The organism is Pseudoalteromonas rhizosphaerae, from assembly GCF_028885455.1.
GTDB lineage: Bacteria > Pseudomonadota > Gammaproteobacteria > Enterobacterales > Alteromonadaceae > Pseudoalteromonas > Pseudoalteromonas rhizosphaerae.
Window position 1 is genome coordinate 2,009,337 of record NZ_CP118496.1, and the last position, 24,073, is coordinate 2,033,409.

Genomic DNA, 24,073 nt, shown 5'->3' on the forward strand with positions numbered 1-24,073 from the left:
AAAAAGTTGTATTCAAAAGAATTTTTCCTAATTATTAATTAATAGTGAGAACAGAGATGTTGCGATCAGTTGTTGGTTTAATGTTTTTTATTTTTTTAAGTGGGTGTTCGAGTCAATACCCAAATCAGAACTTAGTCGGTAAACAGTTTCCAACTATCAGTGGTGAAAGCTTGGAGCAACAGCAATTTACTATCCCTACAGACTTTAACAACGCACAGACATTACTGTTAATTGGGTATAAACAAGATAGTCAATTTGATATTGATCGCTGGCTTATTGGCTTGGATATGAGTGGCATAAACGTCACCGCTTATGAGTTACCCACAATTCAAGGCATGGTGCCGCGTATGTTTAGTACTTTTATTGATAGCGGTATGAGAAAAGGCATTCCTAAAGAACTGTGGGGCGGGGTGATCACTATTTATAAAGACGGTGATGCAGTACAAGCGTTCACTGGTAATGAAAATCCGAATAATAGCCGCATCGTATTAATTGATGGTAGCGGTAAGATTATTTACTTTTATGATCGGGGTTTTTCGGTTGCTGCATTAAATGAACTAAAAATGGTGATAGATAAAAAGTAGTAATACCCTGTAATGACCCAAACATGGGCTGCATGTTTGGGTCATTTATTTTTAACTTAAGCTGCCTCTTACTCCGTTATTTTTATCAATCATTTTTATAGCAAGGGTAGTCACTGTAACCTTGCTCAGTGCCGCCATACATGGTGGCTGCATCGGCTTCATTTAATGGCCATTGATTTTTTATGCGCGCTGGTAAATCAGGGTTTGCGATAAAAGGGCGACCAAAAGCAAATAAATCACCGTAGCCCTTAGCTAACATTGCCACCGCTTTTTCAACGGTGTACTTACCAGCGTAAATAATACGCCCAGAAAATTCAGCTCTGACTGCTTGATAAAATTGCTCTGGTAAATCAGGGGCATTGTCCCAGTCAGCTTCTGCAATTGAGAGGTAGGCAATACCGGCTTGTTCAAGTACTTTAATTGCTTCAATGTAGGTATGGTGCGGGTTTGATTCTACTAACCCTAAATAAACACGGGTTTCATCAGTACTGCTAAATAAGGGCGCAAATCTAACCCCTAAGCGCTCCGGGCCTACTACGTCACTTACTGCCGCGACAATTTCTTTTAAAAAGCGCAGGCGATTAGTAAGAGAGCCGCCGTATTCATCATCTCGTTTATTGGTGTGCTCAGAAATAAACTGATTTACTAAATACCCATTAGCACAATGCAGTTCTACGCCATCAAACCCCGCTTCTAGCGCATTACGGGCAGCTTGTGCATACATGCCAACAAGCTCTTTTACTGCATCGGTTGTCAAAGCTTGTGGTTCACTTGGATCGGCTAAAGCGCCTTGAGCCGGTCCTGTTTCAATAAAGACTTTAACGCTATCAGCTGTTAGAGCTGAGGGAGCAATAGGTTTGGCTTCATTAGGCTGTAAGCTGGTGTGTGAAACGCGGCCAACATGCCAAAGTTGGGCAAAAATAATTCCACCTTCTGCATGTACTGCATCAGTTACTTTTTTCCAACCAGCTATTTGTTGATTAGAATGAATGCCCGGTGTCCAGGCATACCCTTGTCCTCTTGGTTCAATTTGAGTGCCTTCGGTAACCATAAAGCCAGCACTAGCACGCTGTGCATAATATGTGGCCATCACTTCGTTGGGGATATTGCCAGGAACCGTGCTGCGTGAGCGTGTAAGTGGCGGCATTACAATACGGTTTTTAAGCGTGTGTGGGCCTAAATTGATTGATGAAAATAGACTGTCGATATTTTTACTTGGTTGACTCATTTTAATACCTTTTAAATTAATAATGCTGTTTAGCGCCAATTACAATGCTGGTGAGCATAGGGATTAAAAGGTACAATTTGAAATAATGCTTTTTTGTTTAAGATACAATTATGAATGGTATATCTCGGCTTGATATAAAACAATTACGAATATTGAGTGCATTACTTAAACTAAAAAATGTGTCGGATGTGGCGCGAAAAATGGGCTTAACCCAGCAGGCTATTAGTGAGCAGCTGCGAAAATTGCGTGACTTATTTGACGATCGGCTTTTTATTCGCCAAGGCAATACAATGGTTGCAACACCTAAGGCAATTGCACTAGAGAAGCCCGTTAATCAAATATTAACTCAGGTAGAAGCGTTATTAATACCTAAACAATTTACCCCAAGTAGCTACAAGGGCGTATTTACAATAAGTGCGACTGATTACGCTATAGCAGCTCTTTTGCCACAATTATTAGAAATAACAAGACGCAAAGCGCCAGGATTAAAGCTGATTATTCGTGACTTTGCCTCTGATAATGTTAATCAATTAATAAGTGCAGGAGAGCTGGATTTATTAATTAGTTTTCCTGAATTTATCCCTGCAAACTTAATCTATGACACATTATTTGAAGAACAGCATATTTGTATTGCAGGGAAAGACACGGTGTTTTCTTCATCGACATTGAATCTTGCTGAAGTGGCGGCACACCCTCAATTAGTGGTTTCGGCGTCCCGTGCTAACTTACGAGGCTCTCACGACCAATGGTTTGCTGATAAGGGCTATGCGCGCAATATTGTAATGTCAGTGCCTGGCTTTTCATTTGTCCCCGATTTGCTTTGCAGTACTGACTTAATTGCTTTTTACCCATCGCGTTTACTGCCAAACGCCAAAGTGAAACAGCTTGAGGTTGAATTATTACCACCGCCATTTAAGGTGATTGCTGCATGGCATCCACGTTCAAATAACAGCGATATTCACCAGTGGTTAATAGCGCAATTAAAACGGATTTAGTGACTATTTAATTAGTTGACGAATATCGTTCCCTGTTGGTGCCTCATGGGCACGTAACGAAAAGGCGGGTAATATCGCTAATATATGGTCAAATATATCTGACTGAATATTTTCATATTCACCCCAATTAGTTGTATTGGTAAATGTATAAATCTCAATGGGTAAGCCATTTTTAGTTGGCTCTAGCTGCCTTACCATCAGTGTCATTCCCTGATGAATATGTGGGTGATGTTTTAATAGCGCGACTAAATAATGACGAAATGTGCCAACATTAGTGAGCCGGCGACCATTTAAAGTACAGCTCATATCTATTTTTTTCGTGGTATTTTGCTCGTTAATAGCCGGTAGGGTAATTTCGAGGTAGTGACTTAATAAATCTGCTTTTTTCAGCGCGGTGATTTCTTGTTCATCTAAAAAGCGCACACTGCTCATTTCTATGTGAATACTCCGTTTTATGCGCCTGCCACCGGATTCTGACATACCGCGCCAGTTTTTAAATGAGTCAGAAATTAGCGCATAGGTTGGGATAGTGGTAATAGTTTTATCCCAATTTCTTACTTTAACTGTGGTCAAGGCTATATCAATCACATCGCCATCTGCGCCGTATTTGGGCATTTCTAACCAATCACCAACCGCAAGCATATTGTTTGCTGAGAGCTGAATACCGGCCACCAGCCCTAAAATAGCGTCTTTAAACACCAGTAGCAGTACAGCCGATAGCGCACCTAAACCACTGAGTAATATTAACGGGGATTTATTCATTAATAATGAAATCGCTAAAATACCGGTTAATACGCTGGCGATCAGTTTAATTGTTTGTAAAAAACCACGTAATGGAAAGTGAGCTGCAATGGGTTGTCTATCAGATATCGCTTGAAAAATATTGAGCAAAGAGAACAGCGAAAGTAGTGCAAATAAAATGATCCACTGATCAGTAAACATCTCAATGATATGTAAAAAAGCCGTTCCTTCGGGAACCCAGAGCCTTGCTTGTATAACAACCACAGCACCTTGTAAAACAAAGGAAATATTACGTGTTAATTTAAGCGCTAAGTCGGCAGGCGTGTGGGTATCGGTTTGAACAACTTTATCACTAAAGCGGCCTTTAAGTAGTCGTTTTGAAACTGACCTTAAAATGAGGTGCAATATGAGCGCAAATAAGCCAACCCAGCACAGTACTAATATGTCGTACCATAAATACGCACTCCCAGGAAAATAAAGACTAAACCATTGCAGTAAAAATTCTCGCAGCTGCGATCGTATTTCAGTCATTTATATTCCCAAGAGATTTATTTGCGTGAGTTTCACTATTTAATGAAATCTAGTTAAGCAGATGGGGCGTGAAAAGTCTATTTAAGCCGCGCTTAAATAGACGTTTTAGAAATAATATTTATATTTTATTTTCAGCAAGTTGCAGAGTTAATTCCTCAAAAATACTCGGATCGTCAATGGTTGATGGAATTTGCAGTTCTTCACCATCAATAAGTTGACGTAAGTTTTTGCGTAAAATTTTACCTGAGCGTGTTTTTGGTAAGCGTTCTACACACATAATATTTTTAAGACACGCAATAGCGCCGATTTGATTACGCACGGTTTGCACCAATTGCTGTTCTACTTCTTTATGCGAGCCATGAAAATCATTTTTTAACACTACCATGGCCATGGGGTTTTGACCCTTGAGCGCATCATTAATACCAAATACGGCACACTCAGCAACTGCTGGGTGAGCGGCTACAATTTCTTCCATTTCACCAGTTGATAAACGATGCCCCGCGACATTAATTACATCATCGGTGCGGCCCATAATAAATAGGTAGCCATCATCATCAATATAACCGCCGTCGCCAGAAAGATAATAGCCTTCATATTCACTTAAATAACCGGCTTTAAAGCGTTCGGTATTTTGCCAAATAGTGGGTAAACATCCTGGTGGTAAAGGCAGCTTAATAACGACTGCACCTTGTTTATTGGGGGCGCATTGGTCACCATTCATATCTAAAATACGTACGTCAAACCCAGGAGTAGCAACCGTTGAACTGCCTGCTTTTGTAGGCAGGTGCTCAATGCCGACAGGGTTACAGGCTATCGCCCAACCAGTTTCGGTTTGCCACCAATGATCAAGCACAGGTAGGCCTGTTTTTTCTTTGAGCCAATCGTAGGTGGGGGGATCTAAGCGCTCGCCTGCTAAAAACAAGCGTTTCAGACTTGAAGTATCGTATTGTTTAAACCCATCGGCATTGGGGTCTTCTTTTTTTATCGCTCTAAAGGCCGTTGGTGCGCTAAATAAAGCCGTTACTTTATACTGTTCAACCACACGCCAAAATGCACTGGCATCCGGGGTTCTTATTGGTTTACCTTCAAATAAAATAGTGGCGCAGCGGTACATAAGCGGGGCATACACTATGTACGAATGGCCTACAACCCAACCAATATCCGAAGCGGCCCAAAACACGTCACCAGGTTTCATTCCGTATACGGTTTCCATGCTGTAATGCATGGCAACGGCATGGCCGCCATTTTCACGAACAACCCCTTTGGGAGTACCCGTTGTGCCTGAAGTGTATAAAATATAAAGCGGGTGATCGCCACTTACCGGAACAGGATCAACGCCAGTAGCTGTTTGCATTGCAACAGCCCAGTCAATATCACGCTCAGGCATAAGTGGTGCAGTTACTTGCTCTCGCTGATAAATAATACAATGTTCTACTTTATACGAGGCTGATTCGAGGGCGTTATCAAGTAACTCTTTGTATTCAATTACGGTATTCACTTCTACACCGCAAGAGGCACTGAGTACTAACTTAGGCTTGGCGTCATCAATTCTTACGGCAAGCTCATGTGCTGCAAACCCGCCAAAAACGACCGAATGAATAGCGCCGATGCGAGCGCAGGCTAACATGCCAATTACGGCCTCGGGGATCATGGGCATATAAATAACCACGCGGTCGCCTTTTGTTACGCCTAAAGACTGCATTAATCCTGCGAATTTAGCGACTTCTTGTTGCAGTTCAAAGTAGCTGTAGCTGCGCGCGGTATTGGTTACGGGTGAGTCATAAATTAACGCTGTTTCATCGCCATGGCCGGCAATAACATGCTGATCTACGGCTAAAAAGCAGCTATTAAGTTGGCCATCGGCATACCAGTGATATAAACCGTTTTCATCTTGTGTGTAAGCTGTTTCGGGAGCCTGGTACCAAGGGAGGCGTTTACTTTGCGATAACCAAAACGCTGCCGGGTTTTGTTTAAACTCGTTGTAATGTTGTTTGTATTCACCTGACATAAAGGCTCCTGAGCAAAATTTAATATAACTTTATTTAGGGTCTGTTGACCTTTGCAAATTAAAGCTTGAAAGATCAACAGACCTTAAAACTAAGCGCTTTTTATCAGGAGTGATATTCGACTATGGTCGGTTAAATAATAAACGGATTGTGTGGTTTTTAGCTAACGCTATGGTTTATAACGAACTAACGACTAGTTTGATGATTTAAATGAGGTAACATATAAAAATGATGAACTATTTAATGTGGTAATAATGAGTCAAGTTGTCAGAGTAGGCGTTGCAGTGATAGTAATGCATGATAATAAAATTTTACTCGGTGAACGGTTAGGCGCACATGGTGCAAATACCTGGGCAACCCCTGGGGGGCATTTAGAATTTGGTGAAACGGTAGAGCAATGTGCAGTGCGTGAAGTCGCTGAAGAGACTGGGCTTACTGTTACTAATATTCGTAAACTCGATTTTACCAACGATATTTTTAGCGCTGAGAACAAGCACTATATTACCTTATATGTACAGGCAAAGTATGAAGGTGGCGAGCCTGTAAATAAAGAGCCTAACAAATGTTTACAGTGGCGTTGGTGCGATATTAATAACTTACCTTCACCTTTATTTACTTCATTAAAAAATTACTTAACACAGGGTGTTTTACCTACTCGATACTAAAGGCGCGTTGGAATAGGGAGTTGCCATTTATTTAAAATTTGTTGGTATTCACCGCTTTCTTTTATCGCGTTTAATCTATCAGTAATAATTTTCGCTGTTTGCGGGTTAAGCTGCTTACTTGCTGCAAAGTGAAGAGAAGAAGGTAGCTCATCTAAATGTATACGCTTAGTAATTAAGCTTGGGTCGAGCCCTGTTCGCTTTAACTCGTTTTCAAGTGTGAGGGTGTTAGTCACCACAAAATCGATACGATTTTTATACAGCATTTTCCATAGCTGCTGGTAGTAACTCACTAAGACTAGATTCTCATTTTCAGTAAAGCCTTGAGCTTCTAGATAAGCCTGTGCAGAATAACCGCGAATAGTGGCTACTTTGTATTTTTTGGCAAAGTTTAAGTGAATCACTTCATCGTTATGACTACGTAAACTTACTAGGTATGCATCTGCAAAATACACTTTCCCCAGCCACTTAAACTGGCTATTTCTGTTTGGAGTTTTTAACAGTGACAGCATGATTGCATTAGGATTGGCTTGTTGTTGTGGAAACATTCGCGCCATCGGCATTATTTCAAATTTTGCAGTTAAAGCCGTACCTTTTAATACTGCTTTAGCGATATCTACTAAGGCGCCCTGCGTTTCACCTTGAGGGTTTATAAAATGATAAGGCGGTAAATCTTCAGCGATGAAGGTAACCGGGTTTGCGTGACAGACCGCACTATAAAAAACCAATACAAAAACAGCTAACACCAAACGCATAAATAATTGTCTTTAAAGCAACACCATAAGGTTAGTGTAAAGAAAGTTAGTAAGAAGGTATACGACAAATGTATTTTTTGAGTAAGCAAAGTGTTTAATTATTGTTTTTTATGAATTGGCGAGGTGAGCAATGATACCAGCGCCTAAAGGCACGATTAAAAGAGCTTTGATCATTAAACCCCAACATAGTTGCAATACTGCTGAGCGAATAATGAGGAATATAAGTTAACAAACGGCGTTTTTGCTCTTGCTCAAGAAGATCACCAAAATTGGTGTTTTCTTGCTTTAGGTGGCGTTGCACTGTGCGCGGGGTCATATTTAAAGCACTAGCCGTTCTGATCAGTGAGCAGTCCTGCAAATCGTATTTAGCCATTAAAATATGATTAATTTTTTCTGTTAATAATTGCTGACTTTTAAACTGGGATAGCTGTTGCTCTGACATTTGCTTAAGCACAGCGTTAATCTGGGAGTTATCGGTTTTAAAAGGAAGGGTTAAGTAACTACTTGGAAACTCTACTTGATTAAAGTTAGCGCCAGCTTTTACTGGGCAATTAAACCATTGCGCTAATTGTTGTAACTCACTGTCTGAAAAATGTGCTGTAAAATAAACGCAACTAGGCGAAAGCTGAGGATTAAGCAGTTGGCGTATAACACTTACCCACGCGGTCATATTTCGTAATACGGCTTGTGGACTGCACTGTGGGTCTGCTAACCAGGTTACCTTGCAAAGTGTTTGTTGCTGTTCAAACTCAGCACGCCCTATGTTAGCCACTAAACTGTCGTAGCTCAGTAATGCAGTAATGGCACTGGCTAGATTAGTACTCGATTCAATTAAATACCCCAATACACCAAAGTCAGCCGTGCGTATTTGTTTTCCTAACTCAAACCCAAATAAGGAGTCATTTAGCGTTTGTTGTGCATAACTAAGTAGCGCATTATAGCTTTTTAAGCTAATACGAGGCGCTAATTGTTGTGTTTGCTTATTTGTATACTCATCAAATTCAATGGCAGTTAGTATCTCTTGGTTATCTAATCCTTTGCTTTGAAGATAATCCAAACAGCTAGAAAAGTAATGATCGGCTAAGGTTTTCATTTGTCGCCTAAAGCTAAAAAATAGTCATCTAATCGCAAGTTTGCCATGCAATATTTTTATATGCTAGAGATCTATAAAAATAATAGGGGGCACACAATGATTGAGATAAATGTTAAACATAGTGTGGCAGCAACGCCTGAACAATTACGCACCTTATTATTAGCGCATGCTGATTTGGGGCGCTTTTTTAATGCGCAGTTTAAAGTGTTAACACCGCAAGACTCGGGTGAAATAAGTGGCGGAAAAGGCACTATTAGACAAATAAAAACGCAAGGTACAACATTTAAAGAGCAAATAATAACGGCCGATAATAGCCACATTAGTTACCGTATTTTAGGGGATAAACCCGTTGCACAGCACCGTGGTGATATTTACTTAAAAGCCAATAATGCTCAGCCATCACTCACCGAGATCAGCTACCATATTCGTTGCATTGCGCCTTTGTGGTTACCCAATTTTATACTGGCTTTTTTTATAAAAAAAGATGTTAGCCAAGCACTTAAAAAAATAGCCAGCTATTTTCAGGAGAAACGCCATGAGCATTGAAATTATTTTATTGGCACTGAGCCCTATTTTTTTGCTGTTTGTAGGGTTTGAGTTTATAAAATTTAGACGTTACTACGATATAAAAGACAGCTTAGCCAACGCGTTACTTGCTTTATTACATCAAGGAGCTGATGCCATTGCGTTATTATTATTAATGCCGTTTTTTTATTGGCTGTATCAGTTTCGACTATTTGATATTGAATTGACAGTATTTACTGTATTAGGCGCTTTTTTACTGCAAGACTTTTTATACTATTGGTTTCATCGTGCATCACACCATATTCATTGGTTATGGGCCGCTCATGTAGTGCATCATAGTTCTACTAAAATGAACTTTACCACGGCATTTAGGCAAAGTTTAATGTATCCGCTGGCGGGAATGTGGCTATTTTGGTTGCCGATGATATTAATAGGCTTTGAGCCTGTGATTGTTTTTGCTGTGGTGGCACTTAATTTGGCTTATCAATTTTTTGTACACACTCAAGTGGTAAAAAAGCTCGGTTGGTTTGAAGCATTATTTAATACCCCATCGCATCATCGGGTGCACCACGCTATAAATAATGGCTACTTAGATAAAAACTTCGCTGGTGTTTTAATTATTTGGGATAAATTATTTGGCACTTACGTCGAAGAAGATGAAAACAAACCCTGTAAATACGGCATTATTGGCCAACTAAACAGTAATAACCCGATCAAAATTACCTTTCATCAGTGGCAGTATTTATTTAAAAGTACCTACAGGGCAAACGGGTTAAAAGCTAAATTAAAAGTAGTATTTGGTTACCCAACAAGCTCTCAAAGTAGTAATAAGTAAGCCTATTTTTTATATAAAAAAGCCAGGAGCAAATAGCATCACTCCTGGCTTATCTCACAGTAAAATTTAATTATTTGGCCGTTGTGATCACTGTATCAATTAAGTGTACAACGCCATTGCTAGTGTAAATATCAGTGGTTGTTACATTGCTGCCAGCTACTTGTAGTGATGTAGCCGGTAAGCTTACTTGCCACCAAATATCGTTCACAGCTTGACCATTACTCTGACCGGCTGCCGTATCACCTGAGAAGGTATATAAAGGGCGGCCAAGGTAAGCTACTTGCATGCTGTCATCTGAGCGAGCAATCAAGGATAAACCCGGAATATTTTCGATAGACGCCGCAGTGCCTAACACGGGTGGCCACGTTGTTGCACAAGTTGCTTCACATACGCTCATTGCTTCACCTAAGTCGTTATCAAATACATACACCGTTTTACCTGGCATTGCATCGGCCATACCCGTTACTAAACGATTATTAGTTACATCATAAGCTACGCTGTCTGTTGCTGTATTTTCGGTACTGGTAAAATCTACCACGTTTACGCTTAGCATATTCTCAGCAAGTGTAGTGACCATTTTACCGTTAGCAGCAAACGCATCAGTACTACCTACTTGGGCAGCTAATACATGTTGAGTAAGTACGCCAGTAAGTGCAGTAGTGTCAGCTAATAAAGCATTTAAATCAGCGGTAGGAATTTTACTAAATGCCGCATTTGTTGGTGCGAATACCGTAAACGATTTAGTGGTATCGTTAAACGTATCCACTAACCCTGCTGCTTGCAGTGCAGTTACTAGTGTAGATAATGCAGATGTTTCTGTGGCAACTGTTGCAATAGTTTTGGTCGGTGTGCCTACTTCAGCGGGTGGCATAATCACTTTGTTTAATACATGAATAACGCCGTTGTCAGCAGTTACATTCGCTGTAGTTACCGCCGCATCATTAATAAACAGTGAGCTGTCTACATACGATAAAGCAGCCATATCACCATTTGCCATTTCAACTTTGTTGTTCTCGCTGTTTGCAATGGTGGCTGCTGCATCAGATAGTACATTTGCATCTGCTATTACATGGTAAAGTAAAATATCACGAAGCGTGTCGGTATCTGCCAATAAAGCGTCAATAGTGTCTTGACCAAGGGCAGCAAATGCTGCGTCAGTAGGTGCAAATACCGTGAATGTGCTGGTTGGATCGCTAACCAATGCGTCTAAACCTGTTGCTGAGAGTGCGGCGAGTAATGTAGTAAAGCTGCCATTTTCACTTGCAACATCCGCAATTGTGCCAAAACTCTCTGGTAGGGCAACGTCAGCAACAATCACAGAGTCAATTACGTGAACAATGCCATTAGTTGTTTTTATATCAGTTATTACCACATTAGCGCCGCCAAACATCAAGATGTTGGTGTCTGCGTTAATTGAAATAGGTAAAGTATTACCAAGCAGTGTTTCAGCTGATTGACCGTTTAGAGACATTGCGGTTACTGAATCAATAGAGCCAGTTAACACATGTTGTTTTAGAATATTGCCGAGTACATCTGGATTAGCTAATAGGGTGTTTATCATTTTGCTACCAACAGCTTCAAATGCAGCGTCTGTTGGGGCAAATACAGTATACTCCTTTGAATTATCAGACAATGCAGCTGTTAAACCCGCAACATCAAGCGCTGTGAGTAACGTACTAAAATTACCAGCTTGTTGCGCTGTTTCAATAATATTTTTCGTTGGCGCAGTTTCAGAAACTTCTTTAGGCATTAAAACAGCATCAATGACGTGGATAATACCGTTATCAGTTTCAATATCAGTCATGGTAACGGTGCTTGTGTTTACTAACAGCGTATCGCCATTTAAAGATAGAGCAATATTTTGACCATTGACAGTTGCAACCGTTGTGCCTGCGAGGCTAATTGCTGTTTGTGCATCAACACTACCTGATAAAACATGATAGGTTAATATTGAACTAAGCTTGTCAGTATCAGCTAATAAAGCGTTGATTTTGTCTTCACCTAGTAATGCAAAAGCCGCATCGGTGGGAGCAAATACTGTGTAACTATTCGTTGCATCATCAAGAGTCTCGTCAAGACCTGTTGCTTCTAAAGCTGCAACGAGTGTAGTGAAATCATCAGAACTTTGTGCAGCATCAAAAATGGTAGTAATTGGTTGTGGGTCAGTACTTACAGGTACGTTATCATCGTCATTACAGCCTTGGATCAGTAACAAGGGAAGTATGACTGCGCATAGCTTAAATACTTTATTCATAATTTTTCCTTTAATTGAATGTTACAGTGTTATAGCTGTGTGAACATTACGTAAGGGAAGCTATAACTGATCAAAAAAAGGCCTGTTATTTTTTGTTTTGGGATATCGTTAAGATTTTATTAGACTATTTAGAAAAAATTCAGGTTACTAAGGATTTGGCGCCCCTAATAAAAATAAATACGCTGCAGATATACACGGATGAAGAATACACACATTCCTAAAGCGCCAGTAAAGTCATCAACACTGTTCTCGATTAAAATATGATGACAGAGCTTGCAAGAAAGCCAATGGCAAAGCTGTCGGCTAGGCGTATATTGATAAATAAGTATTGCTACTATGACTCTTCGGGAATGACATAAACTAGACAATAAGGCCTATCAAAGCTGCTGATACCATGATAGGAATTAATAATTTTGGATTGACGAATTTTAATAATAAAAATTTACTTTTAGCGCGCACATCACAAACCATAGCCCTCGCATTTAATAGCACAAAACAGATGTTGTTAATGTTATATAAATTGCAATTTATGTATAATGCAGCATATTTCATATGTTAAAAGTTATTAATGAAGGTAATTTATGTCCAACTGTTTGCACTTGGCAATACCGGCAGGTGATCTCGAAAAAGCGAAAACATTTTATTGTGACGTACTTGGCTGTAAAACGGGCAATAGTGAAGCAGGGCGATGGGTAGACATTGATTTTTGGGGTAACGAGTTAACGCTTCACCAAAGCGAAGAGCGCTTACCAACGGTACGTCATGATGTTGATATGGGCGCGGTGGCAGTCCCTCACTTTGGCATTCATCTATCAGAAGATCAATTTCAAGCTTTAAAAACGCGCATTGCGGCTGCTGGTCTCGAATATTTAGATAAACCATACCGTCGTTTTGTTGGCAATGAATTTGAACAAGAGACGTTTTTTATTGAAGATCCAAACGGCAATGTTTTAGAAATGAAAACTATGGTAAACCCAGAAGTCTTATTCAAAAAAGACGAGTAATGATTATGCGCCTAAACGATTACTTTAGGCGTTTTCTCTTGTGTAGGTTTGCTTAGCCTGCGCTTTTCGTAATGACTTTTTTTGATACATTGCTTCATCACCGGCTTTTAAAACCTCATCTAAATTTTTAGGCGCTTCGCTATAGTTTATTTGCCCTACGCTTGCGTAAATAGCGATGGTGTTGCCTTGGTGCTCTAAGCTAAGCGCATTTAACTTTTGTTCAAGAGTCGCAACTCGTTGGTTAATTTTATCTTTGCTGGTAAATAATGCCATAGCCACAAACTCATCCCCGCCTAAGCGTCCAACCGCATCTTCACTGCGCATATGGTTATTAATCAATTGCGCTACTTTGCTTAACACTTTATCGCCAACATCATGGCCATAACTATCATTTATTACTTTAAAGCGGTCTAAGTCTATATATAAAAAACACAGGATACCGCCTTGTTGAGCATGTTGAGTTAATAAGTCGTTTGCTTTTAAGCTCCAACCGCGACGATTATGTATATGACAAAGGGGGTCGTAATTAGCGTGTCGTTCAGCCTGTTTTTTTGCATAACTGAGTCTTTGTATTCGCTTGGCGACGGCGATGGCCAGTAGTAATGACTCAAGAGTAAAAGCAATCACAAACCCATAACGTTGAATAAAAGGGCTGTATTCGGTGAGTAATATTCTAAAAGTCATACTAATAAATACACAGCTTAAGGCTATAAAAACTAAGCCTGCCTCATTCACACCTTGCTTAGCTTGCACGGCTGAGAGTATAAAAATACTCATTACAATCAATAATGATAAGTAGCCTGTAATCGCTGAGGTGATATCAGCAATAGCGGGTAAATCTAAGGCTACTTTTTGTAAGCACAAGGTAAGTACACATAAAGCGGCAATTTTTAAAAATTTACTCACTTTTGGCCAATATTGCGGCAATTCTAATATTGCGCACATAAACCAAGTCGCACTTAATACGGTTAAACCAATGCTTAATGAATAAAGATTTCTGATAAACTCAGAAAACTGATTTTGAGCAAATAAATAGGGTTGACCTTCTTGTAAAAAGATAAAGCTAGCAATACAAAAAAGGTATGCACCATACTGTTTGAAAATAGCATCTTTAATACCATAACCTATTATTAGTACATAAAAAATAAGTGTGGCACACAAGCCATAAAACACTCCGAAAATTAAATTATATAACTGAACTCTGCCAATAAACTGTTGTGTATTTAGCCATGTAAAACGAGGAGTGTAGTTATTTGTTACTGTTACAATGAGCTGCGCGTTAAAGCTGCCTTGCTCCATTAAAACGGCTATCTGATTCGTTTTTAAGGGGGTCTTTGATACGCCATCTTGTTGCCACGAAAAACTCTTAAGTGCAGGACGAGTAAAAGTGAATACACCACTTTGGCTTAGGGTACATACTAATTCAAATTTGTTAACCCCTTTTTCTAGTCTTATGTCTGATGCAACACCTTGCAACAAGGGGGTTGATACATTGTTTGCAATAGCTGTTAAATAACAGTTATCTTCAGCGAAAGCTGCGCCGCTCAATAGCAGAGTAATAAAAGCCAATATGATACCGTTGAACCTGAGGAAGCGGGAGCTTGGGAAGAGGAAGCTATTCCTTATTTTCACGGTAGTATTGCGCATAAGTGAGACATAAAAATAATAATTACCTCATACTAGCAAAGCTAGTTTGCTTTACTAGTAAATATTGATAAGAAATAGTGACCTAGGCTGCAGTTAGTTGAACTTCGACTGGCTTCGAGTTAAGTTGTTCTGATAAGTTATTGCTTTAAAATAAACTGGTAGTTTTTTACTTGCTTGAGATCGGGGGGTTGATCACCCTTGGTGGATCTAAAGTAATTGATCGCATTAAAAAGGATTTTCATGAAAATAAAAACAACAATAGTTAATCGTACTTTATTATGCGCTTTATTAATTGCGCCTACCTTAAGTGTGGCTGAATTACCGGTTTCTCCTCAAACCCCAGAACAATGGCGCAGTGTTAGTGAGCGTGATATTGAAGCCGCTTACGGCATATCGGTACAAAACCACCCTGGTATGTTTGATGTTAACAACCCAGCCTTTCCTGAACTATTAAAGCAAGCAAAAGCAGAGGCACTTGCACTGTCTGCCAAAGCGAGCGGGCCGCAGGTTCATATTGCGGCAATTGCGCGTTTTAGTACTGTGCTACAAGATGGTCATGCAGGTGTGTTTTCAAGCGTTGAACGACCTGCTCGTCGTTGGCCTGGTTTTAGTGCCGTTTGGCGGGGTGATGCATTAAAAGTATATTACAGTGAAACAGATAATATAAATAAAGGTGATGTGATAAGTGGTTGCGATGGGCAAAGTACCGAGACTTTAATGCGACAAAGAGTGTTTAAATTTCATGGACAGGTTACACAACCTGGGCATTGGTGGCAGCAAGGTTGGCGGTTACTAATTGATGATGGTAACCTATTTTTAACACCTCTAAAAGAATGTCAATTTATTAAAGCTAATGGGCAAGCTTACAGTAAAACCCTTGATTGGTCTGTTCGGCCAAAGAGTGTGACTAAGCATTTAACACATGCCTATAATGGGGATGAGCTTACAACCGATTTAACTTGGCCTGCGCAAAACATAGCGTGGATTGCTATGCCCAGTTTTGCAAATAACGATAAGCAAACTCATGATTACAATAACCTGTATAAAAAAGTGACTGATCAACGTACTAAGTTACTCAGTGCAAAAACGGTGGTTTTAGATCTTCGTCATAACCAAGGTGGCTCGTCTTATTGGAGCTTAAAGCTTGCAAAAGCGTTGTGGGGTGAGCAAGTTGTTGAACAAAAAATGGATAACTACTCACAAAATAGCCGAGTTTGGTGGAGAGCGTCAAAAGATAATACTAACTATGTTAAATCGTTAATTGAAGTGGTGAAAGATCAACCTGAAGTCCATAAAGAGATTAAAGAAATAGCTGCAGGTATGGCAAAGTCACTTGAAAACAATAAGCCATTTTATATAGAAGCAAAGCAAAGCAAAGCAAATCAAAGCGAAAATACATCGCTAGTGAGTGACTTTAAAACACAGGTTTTTGTTATTGTGCCGCCACAGTGTGCAAGTGCCTGTCTTGGCGCCATTGATGTATTTAAGCAGTTTTCAAACACTCAGTTATTTGGCGCGCCAAGCAGTGCTGACTCATTGTATATGGATGTTCGACTAGCCGAGTTACCTTCAGGGTTAGGTAAAGTGATAGTGCCTAATAAAGTGTATGTTGATAGAGCAAGAGGAAAGGGCGATTACTACAAACCCGATATTGCCTATAACGATATTGATTGGACAACCGATAAGCTATTAGAAAAAATTAAACAGTTATAAAAAAAGCCGCTCAATGAGCGGCTTTGACTTTTCAACTATAAGGGGTAATCAAAAACTGTGTTTGGGCAATGTATTAATTGCCCATAGAGTATCTAACGCCAAAGGCATAACGAGGGCCGTATTGAGCAGCGCTCAAGAACTGGCTTTCGAAACGACTGAATGAACGCTCGGTTTCGTTGGTTAAGTTCACACCTTCAAAGAATACCGTTGTGCTTTCGTTAACTTCGTAGTTCACACTAATATCCCACTGCAAGTACTCTTTCGCGTATTGTGGAGGAGCCGTAGCACCTGAATCAGGTAAACCTTGTGCAATTAAGTATTCATCACGCCATGCACCAGTTATTTTCACTGATAGGCCATCTTTCTCATAAAAACCTTGTAGGTTTGCAGAGTCACTTAGGCCAGCCAATACTGCTTGAGAGGCAAGGTAGTAGTTATCGTACTCTACATCACCATCAACAACGGTGGCATTAAAGCCTGCACCAAAGCCTGAGTCGCCAAACAAGTGCTGAACAGCAAATTCAAAACCATTTACTTTACGTTTTCCGACGTTTTCAGGTGACTCGATAGTCCATTCAATCAGCGGATCAGTCGCTGGATCTGGTAATATGCGGTCGTTTTCACCAATGCCCACACCATTAGCTACAATTTCATCACGAATTGCAGTATCAGTTGCTTGATCTCCACGAGCTTCAATGGCGGCTACTGCATTGTTCCAACGCTCACCTAAATACACATCATGTAAACCTTCAAAGGTGGTTTTTATATTAGTTTTATCGATCCAGTCATCCACATCTTTCCAGAATAAGCCAATTGCAGCATAGCTTCCTTCGCTGTAGTAATACTCAAGGCTTAAATCTAGATTAGTTGATTTAAAAGGCTTTAGATTCGGATTACCACGGCTACCGCTTCTTGAGTTTAATTTAGGTGATGGGGTTAAGCTTAAATTTCCAAGCATATCACCGAGTGTTGGTCTGGTGATTGTTTGACCCCATGAGGCGCGGGTTACTAAGTCATCCGTAAGATCGACTTTAATATCAATCATAGGGAGTAGTAAGTCGTACTGGCCTTCATAGTCAACTTCAACAAAGTCCCCACCGCTTGCGAACTGGGTTATCCATTCTGCACCGCCAGCCCAATACACTTGCTCAGCAACTCGGCTTTTAGCTGGGCTGACAATATCAGTTTCTTCATAACGAAGGCCTAAGTTTACAAACACGTCGTAGTCGCTAACGTTAAACGCCCAGTTGCTAGAAAGATAAACGCTAATGGTTTCTTCTTCTACCTCATTAACAGGGAAGTTATCAAAGTTACCAATTTGATATACATCACTGCCAACTACGTCTTCAGTTAAATAAGCACTTTGACGAGCAAACGCTTCATCAAGATCATAGGTAAAAGCATAACCTGGCGCTACGCCATTAGGACCAAATGAAAATTCGTCAAGGAATCCGCTTAAATCAACCCTTTCGAACATCGCATCCGGGAAAATTTCAGCGAAAGTACCATTGTTAAAGCCAGGTGCATTGGCGTTATTAGAACCGCCCCAACCGCTGAGTGTTTGCTTGGTATAGGCTGCGCCAAATTTAACGGTTTCAAGACCAATATCGGTATAGGTGAATAACTTACCATCTAATTGTACTTGAGAAACTTCTGACTCCCCCGGCGTTCTAGTGAAAATACTGAAGTTAGAACCAATTTGATTTGGGCTTACTTCTTGTGTGCCGTTGTTCCAATTAATATTAAAACCCGGTACATCCCCTTCGCGGAAAGAGTATTCTTTAGTAGAGAGATCTGCTGAGCCTAAGATAATACGGGCATTAGAGTTTAAGCCAGGATCTTTACCGTTATCAGTGGTGGTTTTTGAAGTATGGGCATCAAAGTTAAAACTAAGGTTTTCTGTTGCTAACCATTCAACATTAATACCGGTTGCTTTTGAGTCTACCTCGGCAGTTTCACGAAATGCCGTGAATGAGGCATCATCACCTGCTGAGTTATAGTAAATAGCGGTGCCATTTTCATCAAGCTCGTAGGCATTACCATTACCACCAAATGAGCCGTTCCAAATACCCCACGATAGCGAATTATTACCCGTTGTGGCTTGCGAAATTGTATGGTCAAGTGTGAAGGTTAAATTATCAGTAGGCGCAAATTGGAATGTTGCTTGGGCATTTAAACGCTCACGCTTAATGTCATCTTTTGCAAAACTTACTTCTTGTGGGAAGAAGGCTGCTGATATGTATTCGCCTGAAATAGGTTCGAAAAATTGTTTCGCTGGGTTGCCATCCGCATCCATTGGACGATTATCAATAATATTTTCTGCATCAACCGATAGGTTAGGGTTAACTAACCAAGAGCGTACATTCGCAGACTGGCGTTGAAAGTCACGACGGTGGTATGAAAAGTTAGCTGAAAAACCAAACATTTCGTCAGCAAAAGTATTGCTGTAAATACCTGCAATTTCAGGTGTTACTTCATCACCTTCTTCTACCGATGTATCGTGAATGCCTTTAGCCATTAATGAAAAGCGCTGACCCGGCTTTTGTAGAGGTTTAGCGGTAACAATATTTACAGTTGCACCAAGGCCACCTGTTGGTGTATCCGCACGCGCTGTTTTCATAACTTCAAGTGAACTAACGCCTTCAGATGATAAGTTCTCAAAGTTAAATGAACGTGTAAAACCGGTACCCGCCATTTGACGGCCGTTAAGTGTTACAAGGTTAAATGATGGGCCAAAACCACGCACTGTAATTTGGCTACCTTCACCGTTTGAGCGACTTACCGATACACCCGTAATACGCTGTAGCGATTCAGCTAGGTTAGTATCTGGAAATTTACCCATTTCTTCAGCAGAAATGGCATCAACCACGCCTGATGCGTCACGTTTTACATCCATTGAACGGATTAATGAACCGCGAATACCTTTTACTTCAATAACTTCTAGTTCAGGTTCGGCAGTATTTTCTTGCGCAGCATAAGCGAAGTTAAATGTGCTTGCAGCGATGATAAGTGACACAGAAGCCGCTAATTGGCTTTTTTTAAACTTATTTGTGTTCATAATTGCTCTGCTTTTACTTAATTTATTACGGTAAGTAGGCACTTATAATTTAGCACCTACCACTGAATTAGGGTTTATGGGTTAGCGATAACGACATTGTCGATACGATAAACTGCACCTTCACCTGTTCCCCACGCTGGGAAAACCATCAGTACATTGATATCGCTAATGTCTAAACCTGCATCAAATAATGATTGCACTGTAAACGTGTATGTTTGCCATTGCCCAATAATCGGTACTTCACCTTCAACGCTTTGTGCAAGAGGAAGCTCTACCGCCGTTGCTGCACCTGTTGACTCAATTTTGAATGTCCATACTGAGTCAGGATCATTTGGTGGTGTTACCATTTTCATTTCAAATTGAACAACACCATTTGCTAATATTGCTGATGCATCAAAAGAAACACCTTCGTCAGCTAAAAAGCCCATTACTGTTGGCGCAGAGCCAATGACAAACTCTGCCACTGTGCCGTGTTCAGCATCGTCAGTTTCTTCTGTTGGCGTTGAGCCACCACAACAATCCCAAATGCCCCACTGATCTGCGGCAGTGTCTTGGAAGATGGTAATTTCGCTGCCAGCTGGTGATGCTGCGCTCGGATCATACATTTTAGCGTTATCAACACGGTAAACCGCACCTTCACCTGTTCCCCATGCTGGGAATATCATCACTACATCAATGGCACTTACATCTAAACCGGCGCCCGCTAAATCTGCGAATGTGAAGGTGTATGTTTTCCATTCACCCGCTACAGGTGCGTCGCCAGCATCTGTTAATGGAAGCTCTACCGCTGTATCGCCTTCATTAGATTCAATCTTCATTGTCCAAACAGCCGCTGGATCATTTGGATTTGACATCACTTTTACATCAAACTGTAGTACACCATTTTCTAAAATACTTGTTGCATCAAATGGTTTACCACTACCACCGGCTGAGGTACGAGTGTTGAAGCCCATAACCGTTGGTGCTTCACCTATGCTGAACTCTGCGGTTAAACCGTGTTCTTCATCGTCCATTGCTTCAATTGGCGTTGAACCGCCACAACAATCCCACATTGGCCAATCTAAGTTTTGTCCGTCTGTGAATAGGTCTACAGATGGTGATTCACCGACATCGCCTTCAATAGCAACATTGGTAATTAAGTATTCTGCGCCTTCACCTGTTTGCCATGCTGGGAATACCATTAAAACATCAATGGCACTTAAATCTAAACCTCTTTCTTGTAGTAAAGAAAGCGGGAATGTATAGGTTTGCCATTGGCCTGTAACCGGTGTTACGCCTTCATTACTATCGCTAAGGGCTACATCGCCTGTATTAGGACCACCATCACCCGCTTCGGCTTTTAATAACCAAGTAGTTGAAGATGTTGGAGGAGTAACTACTTTCATATCAAAAGTTAAACGACCATTAAATTCAAGTAATGGTGAAGCATCAAACGGAGATGATGTCCCTGTAAAATCGTCAGGAAAGTGACCACCACGGGTAGAGAAACCTAATACGGTACCGTTATTATCGTTGATATTAAATTTAATAACGTCGCCTTTATCAGCGTCGGTAATGGTTTCTGGTGTGGTTCCGCCACAGCAATCCCAAGCGATCCAGTTTGCGTTTAAGCTACCATTGAAAATATCAAGGTTTTTTGCAACGCCATCACTTGGTGGAGTAGGTACAGGGGCTTTACCTTCAACAAGTGCATCTTCTAAGTTATCGTAACCTGGGCGTACTGTTTCACAACCCTTACCTGTGGCTGGGTTAGAGGCACATTCATAAACACGAACGTAATCAATCTCAAAGCTTTGACCTTCTGCAAATGCTGCAGCGTCAACGCCTAAGTTATTTACGTTTTCCGGCCAATCACCACCAACAGCATTGTTTAAAATAAGATAAAAATCTTTATCAAATGGTGCTGTATCCCAATGAGTTGTTAGCTCGCCGCTACCTTGTTCAAAGTATTCAGCAAACCAGCCTTTATGCTTTAAGCCAACAGCTTCATCTTTTGAATTGTAACGAACTTCAGAGCGACGTTGAGTGGCGTATAAATAGCCATCTACGTACCAGCGAATCTCACCTTCTTGCCATTCAATCGCGTAAGTATGAAAATCGTCTGCAGGATTCATCCCTTCAGGGAATGTATACGCTTTACCAGAGTTCGAGTTGTTAGGCCATTCACGACCATAGTGAAGTGTGCCATGAATATTAGCTTCAACGGTGCCATCTTCAGCAACTGTTTTTAAATTTACCGCTTCTAAAATATCAATCTCACCAGAGCGCGGCCAAGTACCATATTCTTCATCGGTTGGCATCATCCAAAATGCAGGCCAGCTACCTTGTCCAGAAGGTAATTTTGCACGCATTTCAAAACGACCATAAGTAAAATCTGCGTTGTAACGGGTGTTTAAACGGGCTGATGTGTATGGTTTTTCTGCACCTTCATCTGCAGGTAAGGCGACTATGTTTAGTACACCGTCTTTAATGAAGGCATTTTGTTCACTGTCGGTGTAACATTGTTTCTCGTTGTTACCACCACCGGCACAATTTAATTCAAAGTTCCACTTGTTAGTATCAATACTAGTGCCATCAAATTCGTCACTCCAAACCATTTGCCAATCAGAAACAGGCTCTTGTGGATCGACTTTTGTGAAGTCAGATTTTGTCTCGGCACTTCCACCACAGCCAAATAGCATGGTCATGGATATTGCCGCAACAAGGCGGCTTACTTTGGTTGTTGTCATGTTCATTAGTTGAACCCCAGTATCGACAAAGAGTTAAAAGTACTTCGTTGTGGTTGTTATTGTGTCTACAAGCGAAGTTGTAAGCGCTTACATTTATCAGTGTGTGTGTTGTAAGCGCTTACATAGAGTATGCTAAGGTTGTAATTTGGTCAACAACAGACTGCTTATTTTTTTAACTTTAAGTTTACATTACCTGCTTTTTTAGTTTTAAACTGAAAAGTTATTTAATTTTTAAATAACTTCAGAATAGCAATATATTAATGGAGATAGAGTTTTAGTCTAATAATATCAGTGAGTTGTTATTTTTTAGTGCCATCAAAATATTAAAAGTAAATCCACATGCTAATTAACAATATTTTTCTGTTATCGCTCAAAGGTATCTAATAGTAGGCATTTATGTTTATTAATTGGTTTTCAAAGGTCAGCGTTGAGTAATCAAACCAGCAGTTAATAACTTTAACAGCTGAACTGCCTAAATATTACTCTAGTGGCTTTGAGCCTGCTTCTAAGACTTTTAACAATACAGCTTTAAAGCGCTTAAAATCTTCAATATGGGGTAAATGACCTAAATCAGTCAGTTCAAATAGTTGGCTGTGAGGAATTAATGCCGCGGCTGATTTACCTAATTGATCGTAGCGGCCAAGTTCATAATCTACTCCTTGTTTCTTCCAGTTACGGCCAGGTCCTGTTCTGTCTCTTGTACCTATAATTAGTGAAACAGGCATGGTGAAGTTTTTAAACTCGGTGATAACGGGTTGAGTAAAAATCATGTCGTATGTCTTTGCGTTAACCCACGCTACTAGCTCTTTATCTGGGCCTTGAATTTGTCCGGTGATAAAATTCGTCAGAGCAGCAAATTGGTTATTCCATTTTCCGTCATAGTAATTTTTTTGCTGGTATGCTTTTACCCCGGCAGGTGTTTTAGCTAACTCATTTTTATAAAAAAAGTTAGTGTCTTTGTAATCAACATATTGCAGGTAATTTTCAAGGCCAATAGGGTTGAGTAAAATTAATTGTTGGGTTGTTTGTGGATACATAAGCGCAAAGCGACTTGCCAGCATACCGCCCATAGAATGACCCAATACAATTGATTTATTTATATTAAGTTGGCTCATTAAAGCATGGGTGTGACTAGCTAAGGCTGCAAAAGAGAACTGATAATCTCGTGGTTTAGATGATTTTCCAAAACCAATTTGGTCAGGTATCAGCACGCCATAACCGAGTTTTTGTAGCAATAGTGCAGTTTCAGTCCAGTAATGAGCGTTAAAGTTTTTACCATGCATTAAAGTCATAACGGGTTTACCAGCCTTTGCAGGTAAGTAAATATACGCCATTTTTAACGACAGCCCTTGTGAGTCAAGGTTAAAATAGTCAACGTCGAAATCGTAATTATAGTTGCTTAATAATGCGTCATAACTCAGTGGTTGCGGCGCTTGTGCATTTGCAATACCGAAGACAAAACATAAACTTAATAGCCATATTCTATACATAAGATCCCTCAATGATTTAAATTAAATCTGTCAAAACATATCTTCACATACTAAGCGAATAAACTCTAAAATTTAATACTATAAGTTAAGGCTTCCTTTGCTTATTCATCGGTAACCCTTATTGAGTATACGCTTTAATCTGCTTCGGCCACGAATCTGTGTTGGGTGATGAAGTATAAAAGGCACGGTTAAATCGTAATAATAAAAAGCCCAGCATTGTTGC

General features: G+C 40.3%; 17 protein-coding genes. 7 read left to right on the forward strand and 10 right to left on the reverse strand.

Features of this window, described 5'->3' with window-relative positions; all coding sequences use genetic code 11:
- The first annotated feature begins 56 nt into the window (after nt 1-56).
- Nucleotides 57-584 (forward strand): hypothetical protein, encoded by a 528-nt coding sequence (locus tag PVK79_RS08580; RefSeq protein WP_182757438.1) that lies wholly within the window; start codon nt 57-59, stop codon nt 582-584.
- An 85-nt stretch (nt 585-669) separates the two neighbouring features.
- Here the strand turns inward: PVK79_RS08580 and PVK79_RS08585 are convergent, their stop codons facing one another.
- Nucleotides 670-1,812 (reverse strand): alkene reductase, encoded by a 1,143-nt coding sequence (locus tag PVK79_RS08585; protein ID WP_182759430.1) that lies wholly within the window; start codon nt 1,810-1,812, stop codon nt 670-672.
- 110 nt (nt 1,813-1,922) lie between these two features.
- Here PVK79_RS08585 and PVK79_RS08590 point away from each other — a divergent pair, with 110 nt between their 5' ends.
- Nucleotides 1,923-2,807: a LysR family transcriptional regulator gene (locus PVK79_RS08590; protein ID WP_182759431.1), complete on the forward strand. Its 885-nt coding sequence runs from the start codon at nt 1,923-1,925 to the stop codon at nt 2,805-2,807.
- Nucleotides 2,808-2,810: 3 nt separating this feature from the next.
- On the opposite strand, the gene PVK79_RS08595 is transcribed toward PVK79_RS08590, so the two are convergent.
- Nucleotides 2,811-4,079: a mechanosensitive ion channel family protein gene (locus PVK79_RS08595; RefSeq protein WP_257326953.1), complete on the reverse strand. Its 1,269-nt coding sequence runs from the start codon at nt 4,077-4,079 to the stop codon at nt 2,811-2,813.
- A gap of 118 nt (nt 4,080-4,197) precedes the next feature.
- Nucleotides 4,198-6,087: an AMP-binding protein gene (locus PVK79_RS08600; protein ID WP_182734003.1), complete on the reverse strand. Its 1,890-nt coding sequence runs from the start codon at nt 6,085-6,087 to the stop codon at nt 4,198-4,200.
- 252 nt (nt 6,088-6,339) lie between these two features.
- Between PVK79_RS08600 and PVK79_RS08605 the strand changes: the two genes are divergently transcribed.
- The gene (locus PVK79_RS08605) at nt 6,340-6,750 is read left to right on the forward strand and encodes a nucleotide triphosphate diphosphatase NUDT15 (protein ID WP_145234311.1); all 411 of its coding nucleotides are present in this window, start codon (nt 6,340-6,342) and stop codon (nt 6,748-6,750) included.
- Here PVK79_RS08605 and PVK79_RS08610 read toward each other — a convergent pair.
- A complete protein-coding gene (locus PVK79_RS08610) occupies nt 6,747-7,502 on the reverse strand; it encodes a substrate-binding periplasmic protein (RefSeq protein ID WP_145234308.1) in 756 nt (251 codons plus the stop codon). The two genes, PVK79_RS08605 and PVK79_RS08610, sit on opposite strands and share 4 nt — an antisense overlap.
- Nucleotides 7,503-7,596: 94 nt before the next feature.
- Complete coding sequence (locus tag PVK79_RS08615; protein ID WP_257326955.1) at nt 7,597-8,595, reverse strand: AraC family transcriptional regulator; 999 nt, start codon at nt 8,593-8,595, stop codon at nt 7,597-7,599.
- Nucleotides 8,596-8,691: 96 nt separating this feature from the next.
- Between PVK79_RS08615 and PVK79_RS08620 the strand changes: the two genes are divergently transcribed.
- A complete protein-coding gene (locus PVK79_RS08620; protein ID WP_257326957.1) occupies nt 8,692-9,141 on the forward strand; it encodes an SRPBCC family protein in 450 nt (149 codons plus the stop codon).
- Nucleotides 9,131-9,955: a sterol desaturase family protein gene (locus PVK79_RS08625; RefSeq protein WP_182734009.1), complete on the forward strand. Its 825-nt coding sequence runs from the start codon at nt 9,131-9,133 to the stop codon at nt 9,953-9,955. The genes PVK79_RS08620 and PVK79_RS08625 overlap by 11 nt, the downstream gene beginning before the upstream one ends.
- 70 nt (nt 9,956-10,025) lie before the next feature.
- Here the strand turns inward: PVK79_RS08625 and PVK79_RS08630 are convergent, their stop codons facing one another.
- Entirely contained in the window at nt 10,026-12,209 is a 2,184-nt protein-coding gene (locus PVK79_RS08630; protein ID WP_257326958.1) for a fasciclin domain-containing protein, read from the reverse strand.
- Nucleotides 12,210-12,790: 581 nt separating this feature from the next.
- On the opposite strand from PVK79_RS08630, the gene PVK79_RS08635 reads away from it, so the two are divergent.
- Complete coding sequence (locus tag PVK79_RS08635; RefSeq protein WP_145234299.1) at nt 12,791-13,213, forward strand: VOC family protein; 423 nt, start codon at nt 12,791-12,793, stop codon at nt 13,211-13,213.
- Between the two features lie 24 nt (nt 13,214-13,237).
- Here the strand turns inward: PVK79_RS08635 and PVK79_RS08640 are convergent, their stop codons facing one another.
- Nucleotides 13,238-14,782 carry a sensor domain-containing diguanylate cyclase gene (locus PVK79_RS08640; protein WP_257326961.1) on the reverse strand — a complete coding sequence of 515 codons (1,545 nt, stop codon included), beginning with the start codon at nt 14,780-14,782 and terminating at the stop codon, nt 13,238-13,240.
- 318 nt (nt 14,783-15,100) lie between these two features.
- Here PVK79_RS08640 and PVK79_RS08645 point away from each other — a divergent pair, with 318 nt between their 5' ends.
- Nucleotides 15,101-16,573 carry a S41 family peptidase gene (locus PVK79_RS08645; protein ID WP_257326963.1) on the forward strand — a complete coding sequence of 491 codons (1,473 nt, stop codon included), beginning with the start codon at nt 15,101-15,103 and terminating at the stop codon, nt 16,571-16,573.
- A 73-nt stretch (nt 16,574-16,646) separates the two neighbouring features.
- On the opposite strand, the gene PVK79_RS08650 is transcribed toward PVK79_RS08645, so the two are convergent.
- The 3 genes from PVK79_RS08650 to PVK79_RS08660 all read right to left on the reverse strand — a co-directional run bounded on the left by PVK79_RS08650 (nt 16,647) and on the right by PVK79_RS08660 (nt 23,850).
- Nucleotides 16,647-19,631 (reverse strand): TonB-dependent receptor, encoded by a 2,985-nt coding sequence (locus PVK79_RS08650; RefSeq protein ID WP_257326964.1) that lies wholly within the window; start codon nt 19,629-19,631, stop codon nt 16,647-16,649.
- Nucleotides 19,632-19,705: 74 nt separating this feature from the next.
- Nucleotides 19,706-22,366: a glycoside hydrolase family 16 protein gene (locus PVK79_RS08655; RefSeq protein WP_257326966.1), complete on the reverse strand. Its 2,661-nt coding sequence runs from the start codon at nt 22,364-22,366 to the stop codon at nt 19,706-19,708.
- A 473-nt stretch (nt 22,367-22,839) separates the two neighbouring features.
- On the reverse strand, nt 22,840-23,850 hold the full coding sequence (locus tag PVK79_RS08660) for an alpha/beta fold hydrolase (protein ID WP_145234287.1): 1,011 nt from the start codon (nt 23,848-23,850) through the stop codon (nt 22,840-22,842).
- Nucleotides 23,851-24,073: the final 223 nt, after the last annotated feature.

Excerpts from the sequence above, each read along its gene's own strand:
- PVK79_RS08580 (WP_182757438.1), top strand. The coding sequence starts at position 57 with ATGTTGCGATCAGTTGTTGGTTTAATGTTTTTTATTTTTTTAAGTGGG.
- PVK79_RS08585 (WP_182759430.1), bottom strand. The coding sequence starts at position 1,812 with ATGAGTCAACCAAGTAAAAATATCGACAGTCTATTTTCATCAATCAAT.
- PVK79_RS08590 (WP_182759431.1), top strand. The coding sequence starts at position 1,923 with ATGAATGGTATATCTCGGCTTGATATAAAACAATTACGAATATTGAGT.
- PVK79_RS08595 (WP_257326953.1), bottom strand. The coding sequence starts at position 4,079 with ATGACTGAAATACGATCGCAGCTGCGAGAATTTTTACTGCAATGGTTT.
- PVK79_RS08600 (WP_182734003.1), bottom strand. The coding sequence starts at position 6,087 with ATGTCAGGTGAATACAAACAACATTACAACGAGTTTAAACAAAACCCG.
- PVK79_RS08605 (WP_145234311.1), top strand. The coding sequence starts at position 6,340 with ATGAGTCAAGTTGTCAGAGTAGGCGTTGCAGTGATAGTAATGCATGAT.
- PVK79_RS08610 (WP_145234308.1), bottom strand. The coding sequence starts at position 7,502 with ATGCGTTTGGTGTTAGCTGTTTTTGTATTGGTTTTTTATAGTGCGGTC.
- PVK79_RS08615 (WP_257326955.1), bottom strand. The coding sequence starts at position 8,595 with ATGAAAACCTTAGCCGATCATTACTTTTCTAGCTGTTTGGATTATCTT.
- PVK79_RS08620 (WP_257326957.1), top strand. The coding sequence starts at position 8,692 with ATGATTGAGATAAATGTTAAACATAGTGTGGCAGCAACGCCTGAACAA.
- PVK79_RS08625 (WP_182734009.1), top strand. The coding sequence starts at position 9,131 with ATGAGCATTGAAATTATTTTATTGGCACTGAGCCCTATTTTTTTGCTG.
- PVK79_RS08630 (WP_257326958.1), bottom strand. The coding sequence starts at position 12,209 with ATGAATAAAGTATTTAAGCTATGCGCAGTCATACTTCCCTTGTTACTG.
- PVK79_RS08635 (WP_145234299.1), top strand. The coding sequence starts at position 12,791 with ATGTCCAACTGTTTGCACTTGGCAATACCGGCAGGTGATCTCGAAAAA.
- PVK79_RS08645 (WP_257326963.1), top strand. The coding sequence starts at position 15,101 with ATGAAAATAAAAACAACAATAGTTAATCGTACTTTATTATGCGCTTTA.
- PVK79_RS08650 (WP_257326964.1), bottom strand. The coding sequence starts at position 19,631 with ATGAACACAAATAAGTTTAAAAAAAGCCAATTAGCGGCTTCTGTGTCA.
- PVK79_RS08655 (WP_257326966.1), bottom strand. The coding sequence starts at position 22,366 with ATGAACATGACAACAACCAAAGTAAGCCGCCTTGTTGCGGCAATATCC.
- PVK79_RS08660 (WP_145234287.1), bottom strand. The coding sequence starts at position 23,850 with ATGTATAGAATATGGCTATTAAGTTTATGTTTTGTCTTCGGTATTGCA.